This window comes from Paenibacillus sp. 1011MAR3C5, from assembly GCF_003591485.1.
Taxonomy (GTDB): Bacteria; Bacillota; Bacilli; order Paenibacillales; family Paenibacillaceae; genus Pristimantibacillus.
Map to the genome: position 1 here is coordinate 175,973 of NZ_QZCF01000009.1, position 23,970 is coordinate 199,942.

The 23,970-nt window shown below is 49.4% G+C and carries 23 protein-coding genes; 17 read left to right on the forward strand and 6 right to left on the reverse strand.

Annotation, left to right across the window (positions count from 1 at the left end):
- Positions 1 to 699: 699 nt before the first annotated feature.
- Positions 700 to 1,290 carry an NAD(P)H oxidoreductase gene (locus D3P07_RS22875; protein ID WP_119802599.1) on the reverse strand — a complete coding sequence of 197 codons (591 nt, stop codon included), beginning with the start codon at positions 1,288 to 1,290 and terminating at the stop codon, positions 700 to 702.
- 172 nt (positions 1,291 to 1,462) lie between these two features.
- Between D3P07_RS22875 and D3P07_RS22880 the strand changes: the two genes are divergently transcribed.
- Positions 1,463 to 1,792 (forward strand): winged helix-turn-helix transcriptional regulator, encoded by a 330-nt coding sequence (locus tag D3P07_RS22880; protein ID WP_119802601.1) that lies wholly within the window; start codon positions 1,463 to 1,465, stop codon positions 1,790 to 1,792.
- 154 nt (positions 1,793 to 1,946) lie between these two features.
- Here the strand turns inward: D3P07_RS22880 and D3P07_RS22885 are convergent, their stop codons facing one another.
- On the reverse strand, positions 1,947 to 2,516 hold the full coding sequence (locus tag D3P07_RS22885; RefSeq protein ID WP_119802603.1) for a guanylate kinase: 570 nt from the start codon (positions 2,514 to 2,516) through the stop codon (positions 1,947 to 1,949).
- Between the two features lie 288 nt (positions 2,517 to 2,804).
- On the opposite strand from D3P07_RS22885, the gene D3P07_RS22890 reads away from it, so the two are divergent.
- Entirely contained in the window at positions 2,805 to 3,815 is a 1,011-nt protein-coding gene (locus tag D3P07_RS22890; RefSeq protein WP_119802605.1) for an ABC transporter substrate-binding protein, read from the forward strand.
- Positions 3,816 to 4,011: 196 nt separating this feature from the next.
- Positions 4,012 to 5,685, forward strand: a complete 1,674-nt coding sequence (locus D3P07_RS22895) for a helix-turn-helix domain-containing protein (protein ID WP_182914472.1) — start codon at positions 4,012 to 4,014, stop codon at positions 5,683 to 5,685.
- 41 nt (positions 5,686 to 5,726) lie between these two features.
- On the opposite strand, the gene D3P07_RS22900 is transcribed toward D3P07_RS22895, so the two are convergent.
- The 4 genes from D3P07_RS22900 to D3P07_RS22920 form a co-directional block, all read right to left on the reverse strand.
- Entirely contained in the window at positions 5,727 to 6,092 is a 366-nt protein-coding gene (locus D3P07_RS22900) for a GntR family transcriptional regulator (RefSeq protein WP_119802609.1), read from the reverse strand.
- Positions 6,092 to 6,745, reverse strand: coding sequence for an ABC-2 transporter permease (locus D3P07_RS22905; protein WP_119802611.1), 654 nt, complete (start codon positions 6,743 to 6,745; stop codon positions 6,092 to 6,094). The genes D3P07_RS22900 and D3P07_RS22905 overlap by 1 nt, the downstream gene beginning before the upstream one ends.
- Position 6,746: 1 nt before the next feature.
- Positions 6,747 to 7,595, reverse strand: a complete 849-nt coding sequence (locus tag D3P07_RS22910; protein ID WP_119802613.1) for an ABC transporter ATP-binding protein — start codon at positions 7,593 to 7,595, stop codon at positions 6,747 to 6,749.
- Between the two features lie 515 nt (positions 7,596 to 8,110).
- Positions 8,111 to 8,995, reverse strand: a complete 885-nt coding sequence (locus D3P07_RS22920; protein ID WP_119802617.1) for a LysR family transcriptional regulator — start codon at positions 8,993 to 8,995, stop codon at positions 8,111 to 8,113.
- 117 nt (positions 8,996 to 9,112) lie between these two features.
- On the opposite strand from D3P07_RS22920, the gene D3P07_RS22925 reads away from it, so the two are divergent.
- The 14 genes from D3P07_RS22925 (at position 9,113) to D3P07_RS22995 (ending at position 23,805) form a co-directional block, all read left to right on the forward strand.
- Positions 9,113 to 9,592, forward strand: a complete 480-nt coding sequence (locus D3P07_RS22925) for a nucleoside deaminase (RefSeq protein ID WP_119802619.1) — start codon at positions 9,113 to 9,115, stop codon at positions 9,590 to 9,592.
- A gap of 683 nt (positions 9,593 to 10,275) precedes the next feature.
- Positions 10,276 to 11,625: an FAD-binding oxidoreductase gene (locus D3P07_RS22930; protein WP_119802621.1), complete on the forward strand. Its 1,350-nt coding sequence runs from the start codon at positions 10,276 to 10,278 to the stop codon at positions 11,623 to 11,625.
- 287 nt (positions 11,626 to 11,912) lie between these two features.
- Positions 11,913 to 12,140 (forward strand): helix-turn-helix domain-containing protein, encoded by a 228-nt coding sequence (locus D3P07_RS22935; RefSeq protein WP_119802623.1) that lies wholly within the window; start codon positions 11,913 to 11,915, stop codon positions 12,138 to 12,140.
- A 156-nt stretch (positions 12,141 to 12,296) separates the two neighbouring features.
- Positions 12,297 to 12,971, forward strand: a complete 675-nt coding sequence (locus D3P07_RS22940; protein WP_119802625.1) for a response regulator transcription factor — start codon at positions 12,297 to 12,299, stop codon at positions 12,969 to 12,971.
- Positions 12,968 to 14,323 carry a sensor histidine kinase gene (locus tag D3P07_RS22945; RefSeq protein WP_119802627.1) on the forward strand — a complete coding sequence of 452 codons (1,356 nt, stop codon included), beginning with the start codon at positions 12,968 to 12,970 and terminating at the stop codon, positions 14,321 to 14,323. The genes D3P07_RS22940 and D3P07_RS22945 overlap by 4 nt, the downstream gene beginning before the upstream one ends.
- A 136-nt stretch (positions 14,324 to 14,459) precedes the next feature.
- Positions 14,460 to 15,395 (forward strand): alpha/beta hydrolase, encoded by a 936-nt coding sequence (locus tag D3P07_RS22950; RefSeq protein ID WP_119802629.1) that lies wholly within the window; start codon positions 14,460 to 14,462, stop codon positions 15,393 to 15,395.
- 320 nt (positions 15,396 to 15,715) lie between these two features.
- Positions 15,716 to 16,114 carry a RidA family protein gene (locus D3P07_RS22960; RefSeq protein ID WP_119802633.1) on the forward strand — a complete coding sequence of 133 codons (399 nt, stop codon included), beginning with the start codon at positions 15,716 to 15,718 and terminating at the stop codon, positions 16,112 to 16,114.
- Between the two features lie 340 nt (positions 16,115 to 16,454).
- Positions 16,455 to 18,149, forward strand: coding sequence for a GAF domain-containing sensor histidine kinase (locus tag D3P07_RS22965; protein ID WP_259391652.1), 1,695 nt, complete (start codon positions 16,455 to 16,457; stop codon positions 18,147 to 18,149).
- Between the two features lies 1 nt (position 18,150).
- The gene (locus D3P07_RS22970; RefSeq protein ID WP_119802637.1) at positions 18,151 to 18,792 is read left to right on the forward strand and encodes a response regulator; all 642 of its coding nucleotides are present in this window, start codon (positions 18,151 to 18,153) and stop codon (positions 18,790 to 18,792) included.
- A 149-nt stretch (positions 18,793 to 18,941) separates the two neighbouring features.
- Entirely contained in the window at positions 18,942 to 19,763 is an 822-nt protein-coding gene (locus tag D3P07_RS22975) for an NAD(P)H-binding protein (protein WP_119802639.1), read from the forward strand.
- A 16-nt stretch (positions 19,764 to 19,779) separates the two neighbouring features.
- Complete coding sequence (locus D3P07_RS22980; RefSeq protein WP_119802641.1) at positions 19,780 to 20,325, forward strand: NADPH-dependent FMN reductase; 546 nt, start codon at positions 19,780 to 19,782, stop codon at positions 20,323 to 20,325.
- A 24-nt stretch (positions 20,326 to 20,349) separates the two neighbouring features.
- Entirely contained in the window at positions 20,350 to 21,561 is a 1,212-nt protein-coding gene (locus D3P07_RS22985) for an MFS transporter (RefSeq protein WP_119802643.1), read from the forward strand.
- A gap of 257 nt (positions 21,562 to 21,818) precedes the next feature.
- Positions 21,819 to 22,517 (forward strand): response regulator transcription factor, encoded by a 699-nt coding sequence (locus tag D3P07_RS22990; protein WP_119802645.1) that lies wholly within the window; start codon positions 21,819 to 21,821, stop codon positions 22,515 to 22,517.
- A complete protein-coding gene (locus tag D3P07_RS22995) occupies positions 22,495 to 23,805 on the forward strand; it encodes a sensor histidine kinase (RefSeq protein WP_119802647.1) in 1,311 nt (436 codons plus the stop codon). Before D3P07_RS22990 ends, D3P07_RS22995 begins: the two co-directional genes overlap by 23 nt.
- Positions 23,806 to 23,970: the final 165 nt, after the last annotated feature.

A 23,970-nucleotide genomic window follows, 5' to 3' on the forward strand; every position in this document is an offset into this window, starting at 1 on the left:
GGCTCCGGAGTAAGCGATGGTCGTGATTGCTGGGAATGCTCCAGTAAAGGTATTGTTAGATGTCGAACATGTGATGGCCGGGGCAGAGAATTTGGCAGTGTGTGCCTTGACTGTCGCGGACGTGGATATACAAATTGCGTAAAATGCGACGGAGCAGGGAAAGTGGATGTCGGATTGATATGCAAGGAATGTAAGGGGTCAGGCACAGAAATACTTGTATGCGGATGCGATAACGGGATACGGACTTGCGATACATGCAAAGGAGAGGGAGAAATTCCCGATCCAGTGGAGTTGGCCAAACTAAAAGAAACGCGAAGAAGAGAGGCCCAAGAGGAACAGGAACGGGCGGTCAGAAGACAGAAATCTGTTGACGAATACAATGAAAGACAAAAACAGATAGAATGGAAGAAAGAAAAGTGGAAGCGGCTGGATGGAATCAAATTGGTCTTGATCATCATTCTATTCATATTCTATATCATACGGCAGAACAGCTGATTATTTCAGCCCACTACGCAAAAACCCACGTCCCTCCCAAGACGTGGTTCCAAGCCGCCGACAAGCTCTCATCTTGAACTGTACCAATAAGATCGCCCTATCCGGCGATCTTATTGACGTTCTGGCAGATGGTTTTTCTGTGCGGGTACCAGGTGATAAAGATGCTCGGTTTGTGGATCGTAATGCACGGACGAAGAGTTGGGATTATACGGACGCAGCTTTTACGGTGTCATAATTCAATCCAAGCTGATAAGCTTGCTTCAGCAAATTTTCTTGGGTTTCCGGGTTTGAATCTAACGTATTGTTCAAGAGCTCTACCTTGCTATTGGCAATTCCGCAGTATCCGGCTATCGCAATATTGAGCTGATGATTCATCATTTGATCAAAATGTCTTTTCTCCATTCCTTCCTTCGACTCCGCTGCGAGAGCAAGCCACAGCACTTGCTTATGAGGCAGCTTATTGGAGCCATATGCAACGCCGCTATTCCACACCCGATCAATATAACCTTTCAACATAGCAGGTACGCTATACCACCATACCGGGAAGACATAGGCAAGAGCGTCGAATTTCTTCATGCGTTCGATTTCGTTCTCCACTTCAGGAGAATAAATCTTGCGATCAATGGACCAATCCGGTTCATCGGCCTCCCATAGAACTGGATCAAATCCGATGCGGTGCAGATCCAGCACCTCTGTCTCGTGACCTGCCTTCAGAAGACCCTGCGTGAATCTATCCGCAACGGAAAAGGTTAAAGAATTCACCCTCGGGTGTGATACAACAGTCAGTACTTTCATGATTCGTCAACTTCCTTTCTCCACTCTTTTTACATGGTCTATGCTACAATTGCATTATGCAGGATGTTGTAAAAGATAGGAAGAACGCACTTTTATGTTCTTATAGAACCATAAAGTGCTATAGGAACTGGAAGGTAACGATTGATTTCTGTTTTGAAGGAGTGGCTGACCATTGGAAAAACAACCGACCCACACATATAACAACCTCGCTGAAGCGACCTTGGAAGTCATTGGGGGGAAGTGGAAGTTATTGATTTTATGTCATCTTAACTGCGGACCCATGAGAACAAGCGAGTTCCGTAAGGAAATTCCGGATTTATCTCAAAAAGTGTTAACGCAGTCTCTTCGGGAGCTGGAGGAAGCAGGCATCATCACCCGAACCGTATATAACCAGGTACCGCCGAAAGTAGTCTATGAAATGAGCGAGTTAGGCAAAACGTTGAGAACAATATTGGATCAATTGGAAGAGTGGGGCGAATATTATATAAAGATACGCAAATAAACGAAAGGCCCTCAAATGCTGCTACAAAGTGGCATTTGAGGGCCTTTCTCTCGCAAAATCGGCTTCGGATGGGGCTCGAGCCGACTGTCGGAACAACCCCATTTTTGGTTGGCGGATCAAAATTTGATTGGGCTGAGAAGGGATCGACATTTCTTTATGTCTCCAAATCTCCCGCCTCATACCCTGCAACTAGATCCCGAATGAATGCCGCGGTGCGTTCGGCGTCGACGTTCTCAATGACATGCTCGCATTCCTTGCGGTAGGTGACTTCATCCGTGTAATGGTTTAAATAGCTGTTCATAATTTCATACGACATGCCTTTCTCTTCAAGGCGCTCTTTTACGAGCCGCTTCTCGACATAGAGAAAGATGCGAACAACTTTGTCGCCATACAGGCTGCGGATGCGATCAGCGCCCTCGCGATTTAGGATCAGATAGACGCTTCGCCCCTCGAGAAGGGCGTCATTCAGCTCTCTGCTCGCGACGCCGTAGCGGTATCGGTCGATTTTGACTTCTTCAGAGAAATAGTGACGCTTGCTCAAAGCATCAAATTGCTCTGGCGTCAGATAACGGTAATCTGCAGGCGGAGACTCCTTGTCTCTGGGCGGTCGGTCAGTGTAAGAAGGAAGATGGGTAATGCGGGTATGCTTCAGCGCAAGTCTCGCCGTCGTTTTACGACCGGAGCCGCTTGTGCCTGTGAACACATAGATATATGGTCTGCTCATGTGAAATCACTCCTCTCGGCATTGGGAAAGGCTGATTCAATAAGTTGAAATGGAAGATTGATAGGAGAAGGTCTATATCCTATTTATCGGCTTAAACGCGACTTATTGTGATGGCGGAGCAGGAGCATATGCATATGAATGGATTTGTTGGTTTGCTTCGGGGCATTAAATTGTTATAAACGATTTTGACGAAAATGTGTATTGAGGAAGCGGGGGCGACAAGCGTACAATGAATTCATTGATAATAATTATCAATATCATTAATGTGGATCAGGAGAGGGTAAAATCATGGTCAGGCAAGTTTGGAAGACATTTTTGAAATCAGCGGTTGTCGTCACTGTATGTATCGGGCTGTTGGCCGGGTGCGGCGATGCCGGTAACCGGATCAATAACGGAGAAGCGGTTTCCGGCCAGCCTTCCGGGGGAGCAAACGCTGACAGTAAAGCGGAACAAGCGGTACCGGCAACGCGCATCGTCAAAAATGAGTTCGGAGAATTGGAAATTCCGGTAAACCCCAAACGCGTGGCTGCTTTATACCGCGAGGATTATTTGGTGGCGCTTGGCGTGACGCCGATCGTGCAATATTTCAATCCGATGTGGGGCAAGCAAGATTATTTGGGTCTGGAGGTGCCGTTGTTTGACGTTACCGGAAGCGTGGAAGCTCTGCTTGTTTCCGAGCCGGATTTGATTATTACCGCTGGCATAGATGACGCCCAATACGAAATGTACAGCAAAGTTGCGCCGACGTTCCGTATTCCAGAGGACGTGCTGTCGGATTCGCGCCAGACGTTGAACATGATTGCCGATTTGCTCGGCGTGCCGGAGAAGGCGGCGGAGGTTTTACAGAAATACGATCAGCGGGTGGAGGAACTGAAAGGCAAGATGGCCGCTTCGGCCAGGGATGAGAAAGTCGTTGTGTTACGGATGAATTCCGCCGATAAGTCGGTTAATATTTTTAGTTACAACAACATGTTTATCGGCAAGCTGTTGTATCAGGATCTGGGGATTCAAGCGCCGCAATATGCCAAAAACTTGACCGAGGGAAATAGCGTATTGTCCATGGAGGCGATTCCCGAGCTCGACGCCGACCATATGATATTGCTGCTGTCCAACGGCACTTGGGAGGATGAGGGTATAGCACAAGCTTATGATGAGATGATGAATAGTCCGATCTGGAAATCCGTACCCGCTGTGCAGAAGGGCAACGTCTACCAGGTCGAGCGCTCACACTGGCAAACGACGGCGATTATCGGGGATCAGAAAAAGATGGACGATTTGGAAAGGCTGTTTATCAAGTAACATCGGTTTCGCTTAACCAATCCAGCGCATGAACGCTCGAATGGGAAGGCGACACGCCGGCGAAAAAGGAGAGTTGCTTCAACAATGGTTGAAGAGCTGTCCTTTTTTGTTTATGATGATAATGAGAACTATTATCAATGTTTGCGGAGCTGATAGGGCGCCGTTTCCAGATAAGGGCTGGGAGTGTATGGGGAAGATGAGTGAAAATAGTTTTATTACCGTAAAGGGAAGCTACCGCTTTGAATGGGGGGAAGCGAAGCATATCCGGATTCGGGAGCATGAAACGGCGCTTTGCCAGGATGCGAGATTCGATCTGCTTATCATCGTCAGGAATGGAGCGGCGCGGCTGCAAGGACGAGACGGTGACAAAGGTGAAAGCCCCATCCGATCCGGGCAATTTGTATGGCTGCAAGCGAATTCGGCGGAAATCTCCTTGTTTGCGCTTTCGCCCGTTTGCGCTTTCGATGTTTTTTCTTTTCAGTTCAGATCCGAACAGGTTGAGGTCATTACAGGAACCCTCAGAGAGGAGCCAGAGTTCCCGGAAGCCGTTGTTCCCTATGGCCAAGTGCTGGAGCTGCGGACTTATGCGAAAGCCGTCGAGCTGGTGGAGGAATTGCTGCAGCCAACTTGTCGCGATGCCACGTCGCTTCAATTCTATTACCGCTATTTGCGTTTTCAGGAGCTGCTGCTTATGATCATCAGTTGGCATGAGCAGCAATCACGACAGGCAGCCGCTTCGGCCGAAGCAGGCATTGGCAGGTCCATTCAATATATGAACGTGCATTACAGCGATGCGCTCACCGTGGAGCAACTGGCCGATATCGCATGGATCGAACCTTGGAAATATCCGCGTCTGTTCAAGGGAGCGACAGGCAAGTCACCTCTTCAATATTTGAACGATATGCGCATGGACAAGGCGAAGCAATTGCTGGTAGCCGGGGAGGACAAGCTGTCGGACATCGCGCAGCAGATCGGGTTTGCGAACGAATATTATTTCAGCCGCCGCTTCAAGCAGACGATCGGCATCGCGCCAGGGCAATACCGCCGGAATCACCGGGAGCAGCCGCGAATTGTAGCGCCTTATTTGGAGGATTTTCTAGTGGCGCTCGGAGTTATGCCGATTGCCCAGTATTGGCATGCCAAATGGGGCAAGCAGGATTATTTGCGGCTGTCGCAAACTCCCGTGTTTGACGAGATGGAGCTGGCGACGGCAAGTCTGCACGCCATTGCCGATTATCGGCCCGACCTGATCCTGCTTATGGACCATTACGATGATACGCTGTACAAGCAATGCCGCCGCATCACCCATACCTGCGTGATGCCTGAATCTACGAATGATTGGCGTATGGTATTGCGTCGCTTTGGCGATTTTTTCGGCCGTGAGGAGTTGGCGGAGCGCATTCTCACGGAATACACAGCCAAGGCGGCTGCTGCGCGAGAGGCGCTGCGCCGCAAGCTTCGCGGCGAGACGGTTGCGTTTTTGCGCGTATCGGCGGACTACGTTTTGATGTATACGGATTGCGGCGGAGGGTTTGCCGTTTCTGTGCTGTACGAGGATCTGGGTCTCCAGCCGTATCGGCTTTCCGGGACGGAAGAGTCAAGCTCTGGCTTCGGCGACGGCAAAATGATTGCTTTATCCGGGGAGCAACTGGCGGGGCTGTCCGCCGATCATCTGTTTGTGGTGTTCGACAAATGGCACAGCGGTCGGCCGGGCGAGGAGCGGATGCTGCTCAGCAGCCAGGTATGGAAAGGCCTTGCCGCCGTACGCAAGCTGCAGGCATACGAGATGGACTTTTTGACCTGGATGAATAACGGGGTGATCTCGAACGGCAAAAAAATTGACGATATTATGCGGGTGTTGGCCATCTGAGAAAACAAAAACCACGTCCCTCTAAAGGACGTGGTTCCCCATCAATAAACCTTTCTCATAAGCTCAAAAACTTCTTCTATCGTAAGTCCGAAGGATTTGTAGTAATCAGCGTCAATCGCCATCCGCTGCAGGATCATGTCATTGCGTCTTTGCAGCATCTCGTCAGGGGAGAGGTCGGCGACGAAGCAGCCTTTGCCGGTAATGGTATAGATGAGGTCAAGCCGCTCCAGCTCTTCCCAAGCTTTCTTCACCGTGATGATGCTGACGCCAAGCTCCGTGGCCGCTTGCCGTATGGGCGGCAGGCCGTATCCGCTCTCCAGCTCACCCTTGAGAATCTGTGCGCTGATCTGTTCGAAAAGCTGCTGATAGATAGGTTTTTCAGATGTATTCGAAATTGCGATGTTCATTACATTTCCACTTTCTCAAACCGTTTGTTGGCAATATGATAAGCGATAAATGTAAATAGCGCAAATATCACGATGCCTGCAAGCAAGATTAAGAGGTGAGCGCCCAGATTGTCGCTACCAGCGCCATTGAACAGATCGGACACATACGAGTTTTGCAAAACAAGCCATTCGGCGCCTCCGGCAAACAAGATTGCACCTGCATTCGCTGCAAATGCTGCCGCACCGTATTTATACGACGTCTTATAATACATGGAGATGAAGATCAGGTTGAAGATCGCCAGCATGACAAAGCATAGTCCCCAGAAGCCAAAGGAAGGCTTTAAGAAAAAGTACATCATATTCGGATACAAACGTAACGTGACCACGCCATAAATCATGGCAACAACGATATGCAACAGCTCCAGAATGACGATAAAGGAGACTCTTGCTTTCACCATATCTCTTTTTGTAACCGGCATGATGCTTGTGAAGATCAGATCGTTCTGGCTCTTATACCCGCCGAACATGTTCGGAATCGTAATGAAACAGAAGTAGAGGATAACCAGGAAGTACAGCCAACCCGGAATAAGCATCAATGCGCCAGTCAAAAACGGCAGTACGTAGAAGAAAGGACTTACGCCAATCTTAAATTCCTTCATTAACAAGTTATGCATCCTAGATATCCTCCTTCTTCGAGCAATAAATCATGATCTCCTCGAGATTCGGTATCGCTGACCTTATATCCAGTGACGAATCGAAGTCCTTTGTATGAATCAAGCCGGTGAAGCCGAATGAATTGACCTTGTAAGAAATGAGTCGGTCCTTGATCAGATCCAGCTGCTCCTTCTTGCCATTGAGCAAACGGTAAGCATCTACGAATTCTTCCTTCTCCGCACTCTTGATGATTTCACCGTTATGAATGAAGGTGATGTAATCTGCACATTTCTCGAGATCGGATGTGATATGAGTGGAGAAGAGGATACTGATCTCGCCGTCCTGCACCAGCTCCCGGAAGATATCCAGCAGATTGTCCCGGGCGACAGGATCGAGTCCGCTAGTTGGTTCATCCAGAATAAGAAGCTTCGCCCCATGCGACAGGGCAAGAGCCAGGCTGTATTTCACCTTCATGCCGGTCGATAACTCGGAGATTTTTTTGTCCTCGATCAGATTGAACTTCTTCAAATACTTGCGGTAGGTAGCATCATCCCAGTTCTTATAGAACCGCTTGATTACATCCGTTAATGTCTTGACTTTGGTGCGGGTATAAAAGTTGATGTCGCCAAAAGCAGAGCCGATCTCCTGCTTTAATTCCACCTCGTGCTGCCCCATGTTCTTGCCCATAATATGAATCTCGCCGCTATCCAGGCGAATCAGATTCAGAATTGACTTAATCGTTGTTGTTTTGCCAGCGCCATTCGAGCCGATAAATCCCATAATGTAGCCTTTTTCCAGTTGAAAAGATACGTTCTTCAGTTGAAAATGATCATACTTTTTACTTACGTTACGAAGATCTAAAGCCAACATAGCGTTTCCTCCGCTCCAAAATTGTGTATGTTGTGTATGCACAATATATCATCGATCATAATCTGCTGTCAATTCCTGTTCAACTATTTTTTAAGTAAATACAAAAAAAAGAGAGCAGGAAGATATTCCTCCTGTTCTCCTTCGCATATCGGAACGACCATTATTGTGCTTTAACCGTATCTAGAAAACGATGCAGCATCATATAGGATTGTTCGAAGCTTAACACGGTTTTGGGTGAGAAACGCCCTTCGCCTGTGCCGACCATAATGCTCTTGGCCGATACAAATTGGATGCCTACCTGCGCCCAGCTGCTGATGGAACGAGAGTCGGCATAGCTGATTTTGGCGATGCGCAGGTTATTCCGAACTGGGCCAGAGCATCCTTTCTGTCCGCTATAAACGAGGGCATTCTGGTTGGGACAGAGCAGTCCGAATTACAGCCATTACGTCAGGTTACTCGTGCTAAAGCGATTGTCATTATCTTGCGTCTATTGGACAAGCTTAAGGGAAAATAGTTTAAGTTGTATACAGATGGATAAAGTTCTCCGCCATCGCAGACAAGCGGCGGTTCTTAAGCCATACCAGCCCGACGGGAGAGACCATCTCGGTTGGGCTGGTTATTTTATTGGCGCGTATAGCAGCCCTGTCATGCACCTTGAGCAGTGTCTCCGGTACGATCGCCGAGCAAAAACCGGACTCCACCAGCCTGATCAGCAGCGAGATGTCGGAGCATTCTCCAACAATATTCGGTTGCAGATGAAGCTCGGAGAAGGCTTGCCGGATCAAATAATGCACGCCTAGTCCCGGTGTGCTGGGCAGCATCAGCGGGATATCTTGCAGCTCGGCAAGCGAGAGGCCAGCATCCAGAGGAGCTGATTTCGACGCTTCGGCCGATGTCACTACATAAAACGGCTCGCTATATAGATGACGAACAGCCAGATCATCCCCTAATTCAAGCGGCAAACGAATAAACGCCAGCTCAACCGCGCGTTCTCTGACTAGTTGGCAGAGGCGGGCGGATTCATTTTGCTGGATATGGTAGGCGGCCTTAGGATATCCTTCCCGGAAGCGGTGGAGAAGGTTCGGCAGCTCCGCAACCGAAAGCGTATTGACGCCAATCGATAATGTACCGCTGCTGCCTTGTCCCACTTCTTTTACCTCAAATGCGGCTTCCTCCATAAGCTCGACCATTTGCAGAGCATACTCATAGAGCTTCTTTCCCGCTGCTGTCAGCTTCAAGTACTTGCCGCTTCGCTCCATTAATTCTGTGCGGAGCTCTTCTTCCATCGCTTTCAATTGTTGGCTTAGCGGAGGTTGAGAGAGATGGAGCCGCTTCGCAGCGGCCGATACGGTCCCTTCCTCCACAATTGCAATGAAGTAGCGCAGCTGCCGGATATCCATAATTGTCCTCCTTGTATATGAAAAACCTTAGTGAATGATAGTTTAACTATATTTTTCGAATGGATATGCTTATGATACCATGATTTTATACGAATAGATGAACAGGAGGATATTCCATTGATCAATGATACGGATATGAAGCATCTGCGGCGCTGTATTGAATTGGCCAAAGCCGCACTGGACGCAGGAGATGAGCCGTTTGGTTCTGTACTTGTCTCCTCTACCGGCGAGGTGCTGATGGAGGACCATAACCACGTTGCAGGCGGCGACCATACTCAGCATCCGGAGTTTGCGCTGGCGCGCTGGGCGGCCAATAACATGACGGTGGAAGAGCGTAGCAAGGCGACCGTCTACACGTCGGGCGAGCATTGTCCGATGTGCGCCGCAGCCCACGGCTGGGCGGGGCTAGGCCGAATTGTATATGCCAGCTCTTCAAAGCAATTGGCAGAGTGGCTGAATGAACTAGGGGTTTCCCCATCGCGCGTCCGCAATCTTCCGATCGAAGACGTGATCAGGGATACCGTTATTGAAGGCCCTGTAGCTGAGTTGGCAGAGGAAGTGCGGCAGCTTCATATCCGGCTGCACGTCAAGAGATAAAATTGGATGAATAAAAAGGAAAACGCAACCTTGATCAAGGTTGCGTTTTTGTGTCTGGTTGCCATAATTCAGCGTTTGAAGTTTCTATGGCAATAAAACTTCAAGTATGCCGCCCACAGCCATCTCGTGCGGAAGTCGCATCGTCTATCAGCCAAGCGTCGCATTCACATCCCCGTACCCGGACTTAAGTAAGAAGCATTCTGCGGACCGTAATGGCTTTTACTAGCCGACTGTAAAATGAAGGAAAGTTTCACAGTTGGAAAGTGAAGGGATGTTGGATGATGCGTATAGGTGAAAAATCGTTTCTGCCCCTGGCGGCCATTCTGTTGATACTGATCCTCTGGTTTCCAGGGGTTGTTCGGCTGCTGCCGCCACACCGTCCGGGCTGCAAGAATCCCGGATTGAAGCAGAGATTGACCGTGTCATGGCGAAGTACATCGGCAAGAATGTGCCAGGCGCCGCTGTATCTGGATGATCATGCTCGCTGTTGCACTGCTGCTGACTTCTATCTTTTTGTACCAATTCAACCTCTATAGCTTCTGGTAAAACGGATGTAACATGCACCGATTGCATCCCATTTATTTTGGGGAATTGGCCCATTCCCTGCGCAAATGTCCTTCATACGATATAGGGTTCCTATATTGAATGTATGTGCAATCAATATCTCCAAGGGAGTGGGATGAGTGACAGCAAGAGCGGGGCTAACCGGACGAGTGATTTTTCGAGGAGATCCGGGCTATGAAGCGGCGCGTAAAAATTGGGACCCCCATACGGACAGATATCCTAAAGTGTTTGTATTTGCTCAAAGAACACAGGATGTAGCGAACGCCATCAAATGGGCGCGAAAACATAACGTTCCGATTCGCCCAAGGAGCGGCAGACATTCTCTTGAGGTTAATCTGTCACAGGTTAACGGGGGACTTGTCATCGATGTCAGCGATATGAACAAGATCAAGCTGAACAGGAAAAATGGAACGGCTATCGTAGGGACTGGCAATCGAGTCGGCAGAATCGCACATGCGCTTGCGCGGCAAGGGTTTATCGCGCCCTTTGGCGACAGCCCTACGGTTGGGATCGGCGGAATTACGCTCGGCGGCGGAATCGGGCCGCTTCAGCGGACGATTGGCCTCATTAGCGATAATCTGCTTGAGCTTGAAATGGTGGACGCGAATGGAAAAGTGATTCGTGCGAACAAACATCGCAACGCCGATCTTCTATGGGCTTCCCGCGGCGGAGGCGGAGGTAACTTTGGCGTATATACCCGGTATAAATTAAAGGTGCTGCGCGCTCCGGCTCAGGCAACGGTATACCGCATTATCTGGCCGTGGAATCAATTCGAGAGGGTGCTCAGAGCATGGCAAAAATGGGCTCCTTCGGTTAATACCAAGCTGGGCAGCGAACTCACGATTGGTCCAAAAAAAGGGGGCAGTGTCACGATGGAAGGGCTGTACCTAGGTCCTCGATCGGAAGCTCTTCGTCTATTACAGCCGCTTACAAGCGTCGGCACGCCTACGAGCAAAATCATTCGGCAGGTGCCTTACCCGGAAGCTGTGAGCTTCTTGTTGCCTCCCGATCCCGTGCTTACTCAGAGGTACAGCAACCAGTTCTCGTCGGGCTTCGCCAGACGTCCGTTCCCTAATAAAGCGATTCGGTCTATGCGGCAATTTTTAGAGAATGTAGAGGGGGAGGACGCGGGATTCTTCTTCCTGAACTGGGGTGGGGCAGTGAGCCGCAAGTCGCCTGCATCAACAGCCTTCTACTGGCGTAAGGCCAAGTTTTATGTGGAGTGGAACAGCTCCTGGATCAAGCAATCCGACGGTCCCAAAAATATCGCCATCGTACGCCAGACACGCCGGAATCTGCAACCCTTTATCGTAGGGTCCTATATCAATGTTCCGGATCAAGGAATCAAAAATTCGGGGCCCGTCTACTATGGCGCGAACTATCCGAGGCTGCGGAAAGTAAAAGCGAAGTACGATCCCAAAAATGTGTTCCGAAATCCTCAAAGCATCACTCCAGCCCGGAGAGGGTAGGTCCTGCTCTATATTGTCCGTTAACGCAGCCAGTCAAAGGCGCTGTTGTAGTTTTTAAACGTGGCGTGCATCGTGCAGACAATCCATCAGCCCTCGCAGATTTCAATCTTGGACAGCAGCTCATCCTCTTCCTCAACCAGACGTTCGTATACAGTCATCATTTCGACCATACTCATACCAGCTCCATGATCATATTTGTTACGTATATACGTACCATAATTGCCCATATTATATGATACGCTATTGCGTATAGTCAATGGTCGAATTCATAAATAGTTGGTGATTGAATGCCCAAGAAAGTTGTTGTCAAAATCCCGGAACTTATCAAAGAGTACAATATCTCGTTAAGGGAATTGTCTCGGCTATCCGATGTCAGGCATGCTGCGCTCAGTGAACTATCGAGCGGAAAAAGGGAAAACATTAACTTCAATCACATTGAACGAATTGCAGAAGCGCTTCATATTTCGGATATTAAGAAAATTATTGATCTGGTAGAGCATCCTGAGAAATCTTAAAAGCAACTGTCCTGACACGACAGTTGCTTTTTTATATCCCTTTCTATTCCGCGCAGCTAGTCAGCCCCTTGTCCTTCTAATATCTCCCGCATTTATGCACGGCATCGGCTTTATAGTATACTGATTACCAAGTAATACAGGGAAAAGAGGGAACGGATGCCTACGATACTGGTTGCTGATGATGATACGAACATTCGCGAACTCGTCTGCTTATTTTTGCGAAACGACGGATTTGAGACTGTCGAAGCTGCAGACGGCAAGGAAGCCATGGCCGTATACGCCTCGACGCGGATCGATCTTGTCGTGCTTGATATTATGATGCCGATCATGGATGGCTGGGAGCTATGCAAAGAGCTGCGAAAAGTCAATCCGGATCTCCCTTTGCTTATGCTGACTGCGAGAGGAGAGACATGGGAGAAGGTGAAAGGGTTCCAGCTCGGAACCGATGATTATTTGACAAAGCCGTTCGATCCGTTGGAATTGACCGTTCGTGTAAGGGCGCTGCTGAAGCGATACGGAATGGGCTCGATGCAGACGATTCAGATCGGCAGCGTCACATTGGATCGGCAGACCTATAAGGTCACGAGAGAAACGGAATCGCTCGCCCTCCCGCTCAAGGAATTTGAATTGCTGTATAAGCTCGCCGGCAAGCCCGGACAAATCTATACGCGCGAGCAACTGATCGATCAGATCTGGGGAATGGATTACGCAGGCGATGAGCGGACGGTAGACGTCCATATCAAGCGGCTGCGCGAACGGTTCGCGAAAACACCTGATTTTCGGATCGATACCGTGCGCGGTCTCGGTTACCGGCTTGAGGCAACTCCATGATTAGTTCCTTATATACCCGTGTCGTATTGACCTTTCTGGTGTCTGTCATCGGGGGGACGATCATTGCTACGTTTACCACGTCGTGGCTGTATCAGGACAAACTGAACGATAACCTGATGCTCAACGTATTCCACTTTGGCGAAGACGTCTCTCGGATCTACGATGCCTTGCCGTTTGCGGAGGCGGATTCGTATGTCAGCGGCATGAAACAGCTCCATTCCTACTATATTCGCATGTATGACGAAGGCGGGCATATTCAATCATTCGGGGAGCTGAACGGTCAGAGCGTATCTGAAGTAACGCCGGAGCAAATCAATCAAGTGCTGGCTGGAGAAGTGCTGCAGATCAGCTCGAAGGGATTAGTGCCTGTTCTGCTGGGCATGCCTCTTCATACAGAGACAGGAACGAAAGCCATGTTTGTAGAGCCGCTTGCCGCGTCATCCGTATCACTGTTGGTGAAGTTTTTGACTAATAGCTTAATAACGGGCAGCTTGCTTATTCTTGTAGCTGCTATGTTCCTGGTCAGGCCGATCAAGAAGCTGACCGAAGCAACCAAACGGATTGCGGCGGGAGACTTCAACGTCAAGCTGAACATTAAGCAAAAGGGTGAGCTGGGCACGCTCGCCCGCAGCTTCGAAGAGATGATGCGGGATCTGAAGCAGCTGGAGCAGATGCGCAAGGAGTTCGTATCGAATGTATCGCATGAAGTGCAGTCGCCGCTTACCTCGATATCCGGCTATGCTATAGCGCTCAAGCAAGCAGGCATCACCGAGAGCGAGCGAAATCGCTATCTCGATATTATCATCTCCGAAGCGAAACGCATGTCCAAGATGAGCGATAGTCTGCTAAAGCTGAGCTTGCTGGAATCCAGTTCGCAGCAGCTGCGTGTAACCGAGCTCAGACTTGATGAGCAGCTCAGGCGGGTCATTGTAGCGATTCAGCCGCAATGGTCAGCCCGCAACATTGATTTCGAGCTTAATCTGAGAGCCGTTTCATTAGCGGCAGATCATGATCAGCTCAATCAGGTTTGGACCAATATACTCGGCAACAGCATCAAATTTTCTCAGGATGGCGGTACAATTAACGTCAGTGTCAAACCAGACGCCAAAAATGTTACCGTCCGCATAGCCGACAGAGGGATAGGCATCTCTCAGGAGGATCAGAAGCGGATATTCGAGCGGTTTTTCAAAGCCGATCGTTCCCATAGCCGCAAGTATGACGGCAGCGGCATGGGGCTGGCCATCGCGAAGCAGATCGTATCGCTGCATCAGGGCCAAATTCGGGTGGAGAGCGAGATTGGACGAGGAACGACGTTTATCGTCATCTTGCCTATGACGATTCCGAGCGAGTGATCCGTTAGAATGGTTTTTTGCGCTTATTCATATTCAGTTCATATTCGCGTCATTGTCCGTACATCTTCATCAGTTAAGCTTGCTTTGACGGCCGCTACAGCAGCCTAATTAACTGGTGAAGAAAGGTGTAGGTAAGATGAAAAAGTGGCTGAGGATTCTACTTAAAACATTAGCAGTAATCCTAATATTGATTGTAGCTTTTATCGCGATCGTATATATCGTGAATGTGGTCAGCAACAAGACGGATCAGAAGAAGATCCAGGCATACGGACAGTTTGTTCCCGTAGACGGCAAAAATATGAATGTGCTCATTCAAGGGGAAGGCGAAGAGACAGTTGTGCTTCTGCCGGGTTATGGAACAGCGTCGCCTGTACTGGACTTCAAGCCGCTCATAGACGAGCTGTCGCCTTATTACAAAGTAGTCGCCATTGAACCATTCGGATACGGATTAAGCGACTTGACCGATAAGGACCGCACAACCGAAACTATGGTTCAAGAAATCCATGAGGCGCTGCAAAGCCTTAACATTGGCCGCTATATCCTGATGGGACATTCGATTGCCGGTCTATACGGAGTCGATTATGTAAGCAAGTACAGGGATGAAATTACGGCATTTGTCGGGATCGATACCAGTGTTCCCACGCAGGGCGGGATGGATGTCGAATTCCCGATCGGAAAATTTAAGCTGCTCAAAAACTCAGGCTTTGCCCGATTGATGATGAAATTTACTCCCGATCCTTATGAAGGCTTGCCTTATAATGATGAAACCAGAGAACAAATCGGGTTGCTCCAGCTTAAGAACATGTTCAACCCTTCCATCTTGAACGAGATGGAGCACATCTCCTCGAATTTCAAAGAGGGCAAGCATATGAAGTTCCCGGTTGACCTTCCGCTGCTGCTTCTTGTCGGAGGCCAAAATCTCTCAGAGGAATGGGTTCCACTCCATGAGGAGCAAGCGGCTAGCGTAGCGAATGGCAAAATGGTTGTCTTCGATGCGTCCCATTATGTACATCATACGAAATCGAAGGATATCGTGGAGAACTTCAGACAATTCATGGCGGACATGAAGTAAGTCTGTTTCAAGAAATGCAATTGTGCCTAACAGGGTGCATGGATGGCCAATGTGCTGTCTTTGCACTTTGTTTTTGTTAACCGACTGACAAAGATTAGCGTGCATGGCTATGCCAGTATCATCTGTGTTATAATATTTCAGCTATACTACACTTTTTTGATAGGGGGGTATTCAATGAAAAAGAGGGTTTTGCGCAATTTGTCTTCTGGCATTGGATATTCAACAGCTGTTTTCTTCTAGAATGACCGCAGACGGGATACGTCTGTCCATTTACGGTCATTCCAATCAAATAGCTTACCTATTGAAAAGGAGAATTTACAATGACAGATACATTTGTCGTACAACGCACGAATCCCGACACGATCGCGCAGCCGGTCGGTCAATATAGCCATGTTACGAAGATTAGCCGGAATGCCGAATGGTATGTCTTTTCCGGGCAAATCGGAACAGACGCCAGCGGCAACATACCGCCTGATCTCAATCAACAAGCGACCCACACCCTCGATAATATTGTGAAGGTGCTGGCTTCGCAGCAATTAACGCCTGATCATGTCGTTAAGGTCAACATTTGGGCCACAGAACAGATCGACTGGGATCACTTCTACGGGGTGTGGGGCGCGACCTTCGGCGCCACGCCGCCATCGATGACAGTTGCTTATGTGCAGGCGCTCGGACTGCCTGAGCTGAAGATTGAGCTCGACTTGTGGGCTGCCGGCTAGAGTCAAATATAGAACTAAAGAAGGGGTTGTCTCCATAGATGAGACAGCCCCTATTTAATGATTAGGCGACAAACACGCCGCTGCATATACATCCTTATTTTTCTCGATGATCAATTGAAACTTGGACAATTGAAGCTCGCTGCTGATTTCGTCCAGCTTCCGGACATGGTCCAATCCTTTTTTTGTCCCTAGTCGATGGACGGTCGACAAGATGACAATATTCGTAGGACCAGGTGTAATAGCATTGCCTGGATTCGAAACAGATTTTTTCGGATTGAAATATTATTTATACTCCTGGAGAAATAAGGTATGATCTAGCTATTCAGATGGATTGCATGAGATGGTGGTGAAATGGATGTACGAGGAACGGACGCTGCATTATAAGGAATTGCTTATTCTGAAAACAATCGCGGAAACCTTGAACCAAAATCATGATATGAAGCCCATGCTCCAGAGCACGCTGGAGAAGCTTCTGGAACTGACCGGGCTGAAGACGGGCTGGATCTTCCTGGCGGATGATGAGCCGATTTATCATCATGTAGCGGATCATAACCTGCCTCCGGCGCTTGCCCGGAATGACAAAGAGTCTATGCGGGGCGAAGTATGCTTCTGTCTCCAGCTCTATTGGAGAGATTCGCTCAATCAAGCAGTGAACATCATTGAATGCGAGCGTCTCCATGATTCGGTCAAGCAGTCGCTTGGCGATACGAATAATCTTACCCATCACGCCACGGTACCGTTGACGATATGCGGGGAGCGCTTCGGCCTGCTGAATGTGGGATCGCCTGGCAAAGAACATTTCAGCGACGAAGAGCTTGCCCTTCTTGAAGGGGTGGCCTATCAGATCGGTACAGCCGTGGAGCGAACTCGACTGCTTGAGCAAAAGGAGAAGCTCGCCGTTGACAATATTGCGCGCTATATTGTGGATTATTATAACAGCACCAATGAAGTGACGCGGCATATCTGGGCGATCAATAACTTAAGAGAGCTGCTGCTCACGGTAGTGCTGAATATTGGCACGTATTTCGACTGGCCTACAGTAGCCATTGCCGTTCATCATGGCAATCGGCTGTTGCTGCGCGCCCTCTATGACAACGAGAATGCAAGAGTCTTGAATGAATCCCGTCTCCATGCAGAGGAAGAATCTACAGATATTATTCATCAAGCTTTCCTCGAGCGGACCGTATGCCAGAGCAAGGATACCCCCTTTTCCTTTGCTGCGCTGCAACCTAGCCAACATATGTATTCGACCGCGATACCTCTGCAAAAACAAGAGCCGCAACTCGGAAATGAACCGCTCGGGGTGCTTCTTATCGGCAGAGAGTTGTCCACATTCAGCGGATTGGAGATTAAAATCTTAACAACGCTGGCGGATCATATTTCATTGGCGATGGAAAGAATCCGTTTGTACGACGAATGGCAGGATCTGTTGTTGTCGGAAGAGAGGAACAGGCTCGCGCTTGATCTGCACGACTCTGTCAATCAGAAGCTGTTTTCCTTATCGCTGACTGCGCAAGGCATCAAAGAGCTGCTGAAAGACGAAAACCCGCTCGTCGCGGACGGAATCAGCGATATTCAGAAGCTGTCGCAAGAGACTTTGTCGGAGATGCGCACATTGATCTGGCAGCTTCGCCCGTATAGCGCAGAGAAAGGGATGCTTGCTTCTTTGAAGGAATACGCTTCAAAACTCGGCATTCATGTCACCTTACAGATGAAGGATGATGTGCAATTCACCGAGAAGGTAGAAAAAACCTTGTGGCGGATCGGACAAGAAGCGATCAATAATGTGAGCAAGCATGCCCGGACGAATCGCGCTACGATCAAGATTCAGTCCATTGAAGACCATATTCAAATGAGTATCATCGACTATGGCTGCGGGTTCGTGCCCGAGCAAGCAGAGACGAAGCTCGTAACGCTTGGCATCAGCAGCATGAATGAAAGAGCGGCGCAAGTCAATGGAAGCTTGAAAATCAACAGTACAGAAGGCAAAGGAACCATCGTTGCCGTGACGGTGCCGCGTTCAAGGGAGAACTAACATGAAGACCATAAAAGTGCTGATCGTAGACGATCATTTGGTTGTACTCAGAGGACTGCGATTCTTCCTGCAAACCCAGGCTGCTATTGAAATTGTCGGTCAGGCCCAGAACGGGGAAGAGGCCCTCCAGCAGGTGCAAACGCTGAATACCGATATTGTGCTCATGGATTTAATGATGCCGGGAATGAGCGGGATTGAGGCCACAAGGATTATAACGGAGCAGTATCCGAAGGTGAAAGTCATTATCCTGTCGAGCTACTCAGACCGGGAGTCGGTGCTGCAAGCGATCAAGGCAGGCGCCATCGGCTATCAATTAAAGGATGTTAGACCGGAAGTATTGATCGAATCCATTCAGGCTGCGATGGATGGCAGAAAGACGCTGCACCCGGAAGCCACTCATCAGCTGATGTCCCACGTAGTCAAGGAGAATGAAGAGGAGAAGCGAATTGACGCTCTCACCGCGAAGGAACGCGTAGTCTTGCAGCATATTACGCTCGGTCAGAGCAACAAGGAAATTGCGGCTGAGCTTCATATCTCGGAGAAAACAGTAAAAACCCATATTACGCATATTTTAGCCAAGCTTGAGATGCAGGATCGTACACAAGCGGCCCTGTTCGCGACCAAAAACAAATGGTTCGGCTAATGGAAGGTCTTAGCAAAGGTCTTATCTTCGGATAAGACCTTTTTCTTATGTGTTAATTAGACGTACGCAGGACGCATTGAAGTGGGAATTGATGTAAATTTAGAGATGTTCATGCATCCAATGAAGCGATCTAAGGAGGAAGTATACTTTTGACTATTCTAGTAACAGGCGCAACCGGGAATGTAGGACGGCATGTCATTGATCAGCTTGTCCGTTCGGGTGCTCGCGTCAGGGCCCTAACACGCAACCCTGCAACTGCCAATCTGCCACAGTCCGTGGAGGTCGTATACGGAGATTTAACCGATCCTCAGACCCTTGCTCCGGCACTGGATGGCGTAACCGCCATGCATTTGATTACCTTTAACGGTGCCGACTCCGCTCCGCTGCAAACCGGAGCTGAAATCGCAGCGCTGGCTGAAAAGGCTGGTGTGCGAAAAGTGACGCTATTGTGGAGCGGCGAGCGAGGTCCGGTAGAAGAGGCGGTAGAAGCAAGCGGGCTGGAATGGACCCATCTTCAGCCGCCAGTTGAATTTATGTCCAATGCGCGGGAATGGGCGGAGTCCATTCGATCGGAAGGTATCGTCAGGCATCTGAACGGTCAAGTATTAAGTGCCATGATTCATGAGGCGGACATTGGCAGTGTTGCTGCAACGGTGCTTATGGAGGATGGCCATGCTTTTAAGAGCTATACGTTAACTGGACCTGAGGTGCTGTCCATACCCGACAAGCTGCGCTTACTGAGTGCCGAGCTTGGCCGGGATATTGGGTTCGTCGAATTGTCAGCAGAGGAAGAACGGGCTAAGATGCGCCAAGCCGGGATTCAGGAAGACGTCATCGATTATGTCGTCGGCTGGCATGCTAGTCCGCCCAAGGAGTCCTATCAGGTCTTGCCGACTGTCGAACAGATTACGGGTCGTCCCGCGCGAACGTTCGCGCAGTGGCTGGCGGAAAACAGAGAGAAATTTATATAAAACGGAGATGAAGCAAATGAGCGAGCAGCTTAAGATCGGCATTATTTTGGGGAGTACCCGTCAAGGAAGGGTGAGCCCGCAAGTTGGCGAATGGATTAAAGGCATAGCCGGCGGTCGCAGGGATGGACACTATGAGATTATTGATATAGCCGAATATAAGCTTCCCTTTATGGGAGAAGGTGATCCGGACGATGCGGGCGTCAAGGCATGGGCGCAAAAAATCGATGAAATGGATGGATATGTATTCATCGTTGCGGAATACAATCATAGTATAACCGGGGCTCTGAAAAATGCGCTCGATACAGCCTATCATGAATGGAACAACAAAGCAGCCGGAATCGTGAGCTATGGCTCAACCGGAGGCGCCCGTGCAGCCGAACATTTGCGGGGGATATTAGGTGAATTGCTGGTAGCGGACGTACGCGTTCATCCTACCTTGTCCATCTTCACGGATTTTGAACAATTCCATACCTTTAAACCTGCCGAGCTGCATACGAAATCCGTTCATGATATGTTGGATCAAGTGACAGCCTGGAGCGGCGCATTAAAAGGCTTGCGTTAATTTCGGGTACCAAGGGGACAAAGTATGATGAAGCATAATGATGGGAATGGCGGTTATTGGTCGGCGGCATACCTTAAAATTTGCATGTGCAATATGCTTGTCTTCTTGTCCTTTCAGATGCTGCTGCCTACGCTTCCCGTCTATCTGACGGACACTGGTGTAGAACGGGCTGTCGTAGGGCTTGTTGTTGCCGTTATTACGGTTGCAGCAGTCCTCATCCGATTAGGGACGGGATATGCACTGGATCACTGGAATCGAAAGCGAATTGTTATCGCAGGATTGCTGGCGTTCCTGCTCGCCTCTCTTGCTTACATGCTATCGCCATCGATAGGCTGGGTTATAGGCTGCAGTATCGGACTTGGCATCGGCTGGGGCATCTTGACTGCTTCATATGCAACACTCGTGTCCGATCTGATTCCACCAGGTCAACAAGGAGCGGGCATCGGCACCTTTATGCTATTCGGCCTGGCCAGCATGGCGGTCGGACCGTATGCGGGCGGATGGATATATGGACAATTCGGCGCATTGGCGTTGTTTATGGCGGCTTCTGCAGTCGCCGTGCTTCCGCTAGTGCTGTCCTTAAGGGGACGGAATGAAGGGACGGCTCTCTCCAAAGAGATTGCTCTCTCTGGACGCCGCTCACATGCTTTGCTGGCCAGTATATTTGAGCGTTCCGCATTGCTTCCGGCTGCGCTGCTTATGCTATTCACCTGCTGTTATGGAGGCATTCTGACTTATGTTGTATTATACGGGCAGCAACTTGGCATCATGAATGGCGGGATCTTCTTCCTGCTGTCTAGTGGCGCCTCGATTCTAGTAAGGCCGCTGGCAGGAAAGCTATTCGACAGGAGGGGGCCGGCGTATGTTCTCGTGCCCGGCATGATGCTTGGCATTGTTGCTTTAACTATGCTGTCGGCTGCAACTGGCTTCCCGCTATTCATGCTATCAGCCTTTGTTTATGGCTTGTCGTTCGGAGCCGTCCAGCCTTATATGCTGGCATGGACGATTCAACGGGCGTTGCCAGAGAGACGGGGTGCAGCCAATAGCACTTTTCTGATCGGGTTGGACATCGGTGTAGCAGCAGGCTCAGCTTTGCTTGGACTAGGCGTTAAGAATGGAGAATATGCTCCCATGTTTGGCTTATCTGCCGGTATTCTTGGCGTGCTTCTTCTCCTGTATGCCGTTAATCTTGTCTATGTGGGACGGAGTCCTCGTTCATCAGGCAGCGGGCATTAAAAGCAAAACCTATTGATATGCCTAATAAAGACGAGCACCGGAAATCCCGGTGCTCGTTTCTTTTATACGCAGGGCCCTGCGTATAATAATTTGGGAGCCGATTAGCTTCTTACGAGATTCACAGCATGAGTCGCCCGGTTTCTTCCGCTGCTCATCGAAGCATGATTTTTCCTTTGTTATGCCATATCGTTCTAATTTAATTTTAAGCTTCCTCGCTTATACTGATTGCATGATTAGGCTCGGGAAGGTTGAAGGGTATGCAGGTGCTTATAGTTGAAGACGATGTTTCATTGGTGCATGCTGTTTCCAGCGTATTTCGGGAAGAAGGCTTCACCGTCCAAGAATCGATGTGCGGCGACGAAGGCCTGTACTTGGCAGAGCAGAACATCTACGATCTGATCATATTGGATGTGATGCTGCCGGGCATGAGCGGTATTGCACTTATTCATCATCTAAGGTCGCAAGGCGTCATGACGCCAATTCTGCTGCTCTCGGCAGTGGATGCTATTGAGCGCAGAGTTCAGGGACTGGATGCGGGAGCGGATGATTACGTGGTCAAGCCGGTTGCCTTTCCCGAACTGCTGGCCCGTTCAAGAGCGATTCTGCGCAGACACGGCAAGCTCGGTGATTTAGGTGACATTAGCGTGGGAGGATTGATTCTCCGGCCCAAGATCCAGGAAGGATTCGTTAACGAAGTTCCCCTGAGGCTCTCAGCCAAAGAATATGAGTTGATCGAGTTTCTGCTCATTAACCGAAATCAGATTCTGACGCGTGAGCAAATATTGGATCGAATATGGGGATTTGATACGGATTCAGGAGCTGGCATCGTGGATCTGTATATTCATTATTTGAGGAAGAAACTAACGGCGCAAGGTTATTCCGATCTGATCCAGACGGTTCGCGGCATAGGCTATATGGTAAAGGGGAAAGCCGATGTTCCGAAAAACGAAAGCTAGGCTGACGCTGCTGAATGCGTCCGTCATGTTTCTCATTCTCGCTATGTTGGGGACGAGTATGTATGTGTACTTGCGCACCGCCATTATTGGGAAAATCGATCATGCGATGCAGACGCGGGCAGCGGAATACTCCATGCAGCAACCGGAGATGACATTTTTATTCACAGGGGGTATTGCGACCCGCATTGCATCATTAGGTACTTGGAGCGCGACGGCCAGTACTTTTGAACGTACGATTAATATGATTATTTGGGATGAGGGGCTTAATCCCTTAACCACGCTTATACCGGAGAGGTATCCCTATCAGCTCGTGGAGAAGCTAAGGCGTACATTTCATAAGACGGAGTTGTTCAACGTCCGTCATGACGGGGCGGTGTATCGGGTCATTAACATCCAGATTAACGCAGACAATGCGAAGAGGCTGAATTATGTTTCGGTCCCGGATAAAGATAGCTACATCCAGTTGATCAGTGATATCAGTACGGAAATCAGCATGTTGAATGTTGTCATGGGACTAATTATTATCGGTATTGTGTTCGGTGCCGGGTTGTCGGTCTTCGCTGGATTGTATTTGGCTGATCGGGCATTGGTACCCATACGATCCTCATGGGAAAAGCAGCAGCAGTTTGTAGCTGATGCATCTCATGAGCTGCGAACCCCGCTGGCTGTGCTGCAGACGCATACGGAGCTGTTGCTTCGGCATCCTGACCATACGATCGAACAGGATAGCCGTGAAATCTCTACCATACTGAATGAAATACGGCGAATGAAGAAGTTGGTTAACGGATTGCTGACACTGTCGCAGACCGATGCGGACAAGCTTGAGCTTCAGATGAAGCCGGTATCGTTGGGGCGATTGGCGGAGCAGGTGCTGGGGCAAGTGATGCCGCTTGCTTCCCTTAAGGATATTGCCTTGTCGTGGCACGTGAATCCCAACCTTAGGGTGAATGGGGACGAGGAACGGCTTCAGCAATTGTTGATGATCGTGCTGGATAATGCGATTAAGTATACGCCTAATTGCGGAAGCGTCCATCTGACATGCACGGCCGCTTCGGGGCATGTCACCTTGACGGTCAAAGACAATGGCAATGGAGTGGCAGCTGCGGATTTGCCTCATATTTTTGACCGGTTTTACCGGGGAGACAAGGGACGCACCCGCACAGAAGGAGGGGCAGGCCTCGGACTTTCCATTGCTAAGTGGATCGTCTTGCGCCACGGTGGAAGGATTGAAGCAGCAAGCGTCCAGCAGCAAGGAACGAAGATCACCTTTACACTGCCAGCTTTGTAGCGTTCATATTGCATGACTCAAACCTCCAGGGATGGAGGTTTTTTGGTTTGTTCAGCCATTGATATTCACAACAGAAAGCTTCCCGTACGCTCCTTGTGCGCCCATTACACAGAAATGCCATCGATCTTTAAGCTTCGTTTAAAGTTCTCTAAGACAATTCTAAGA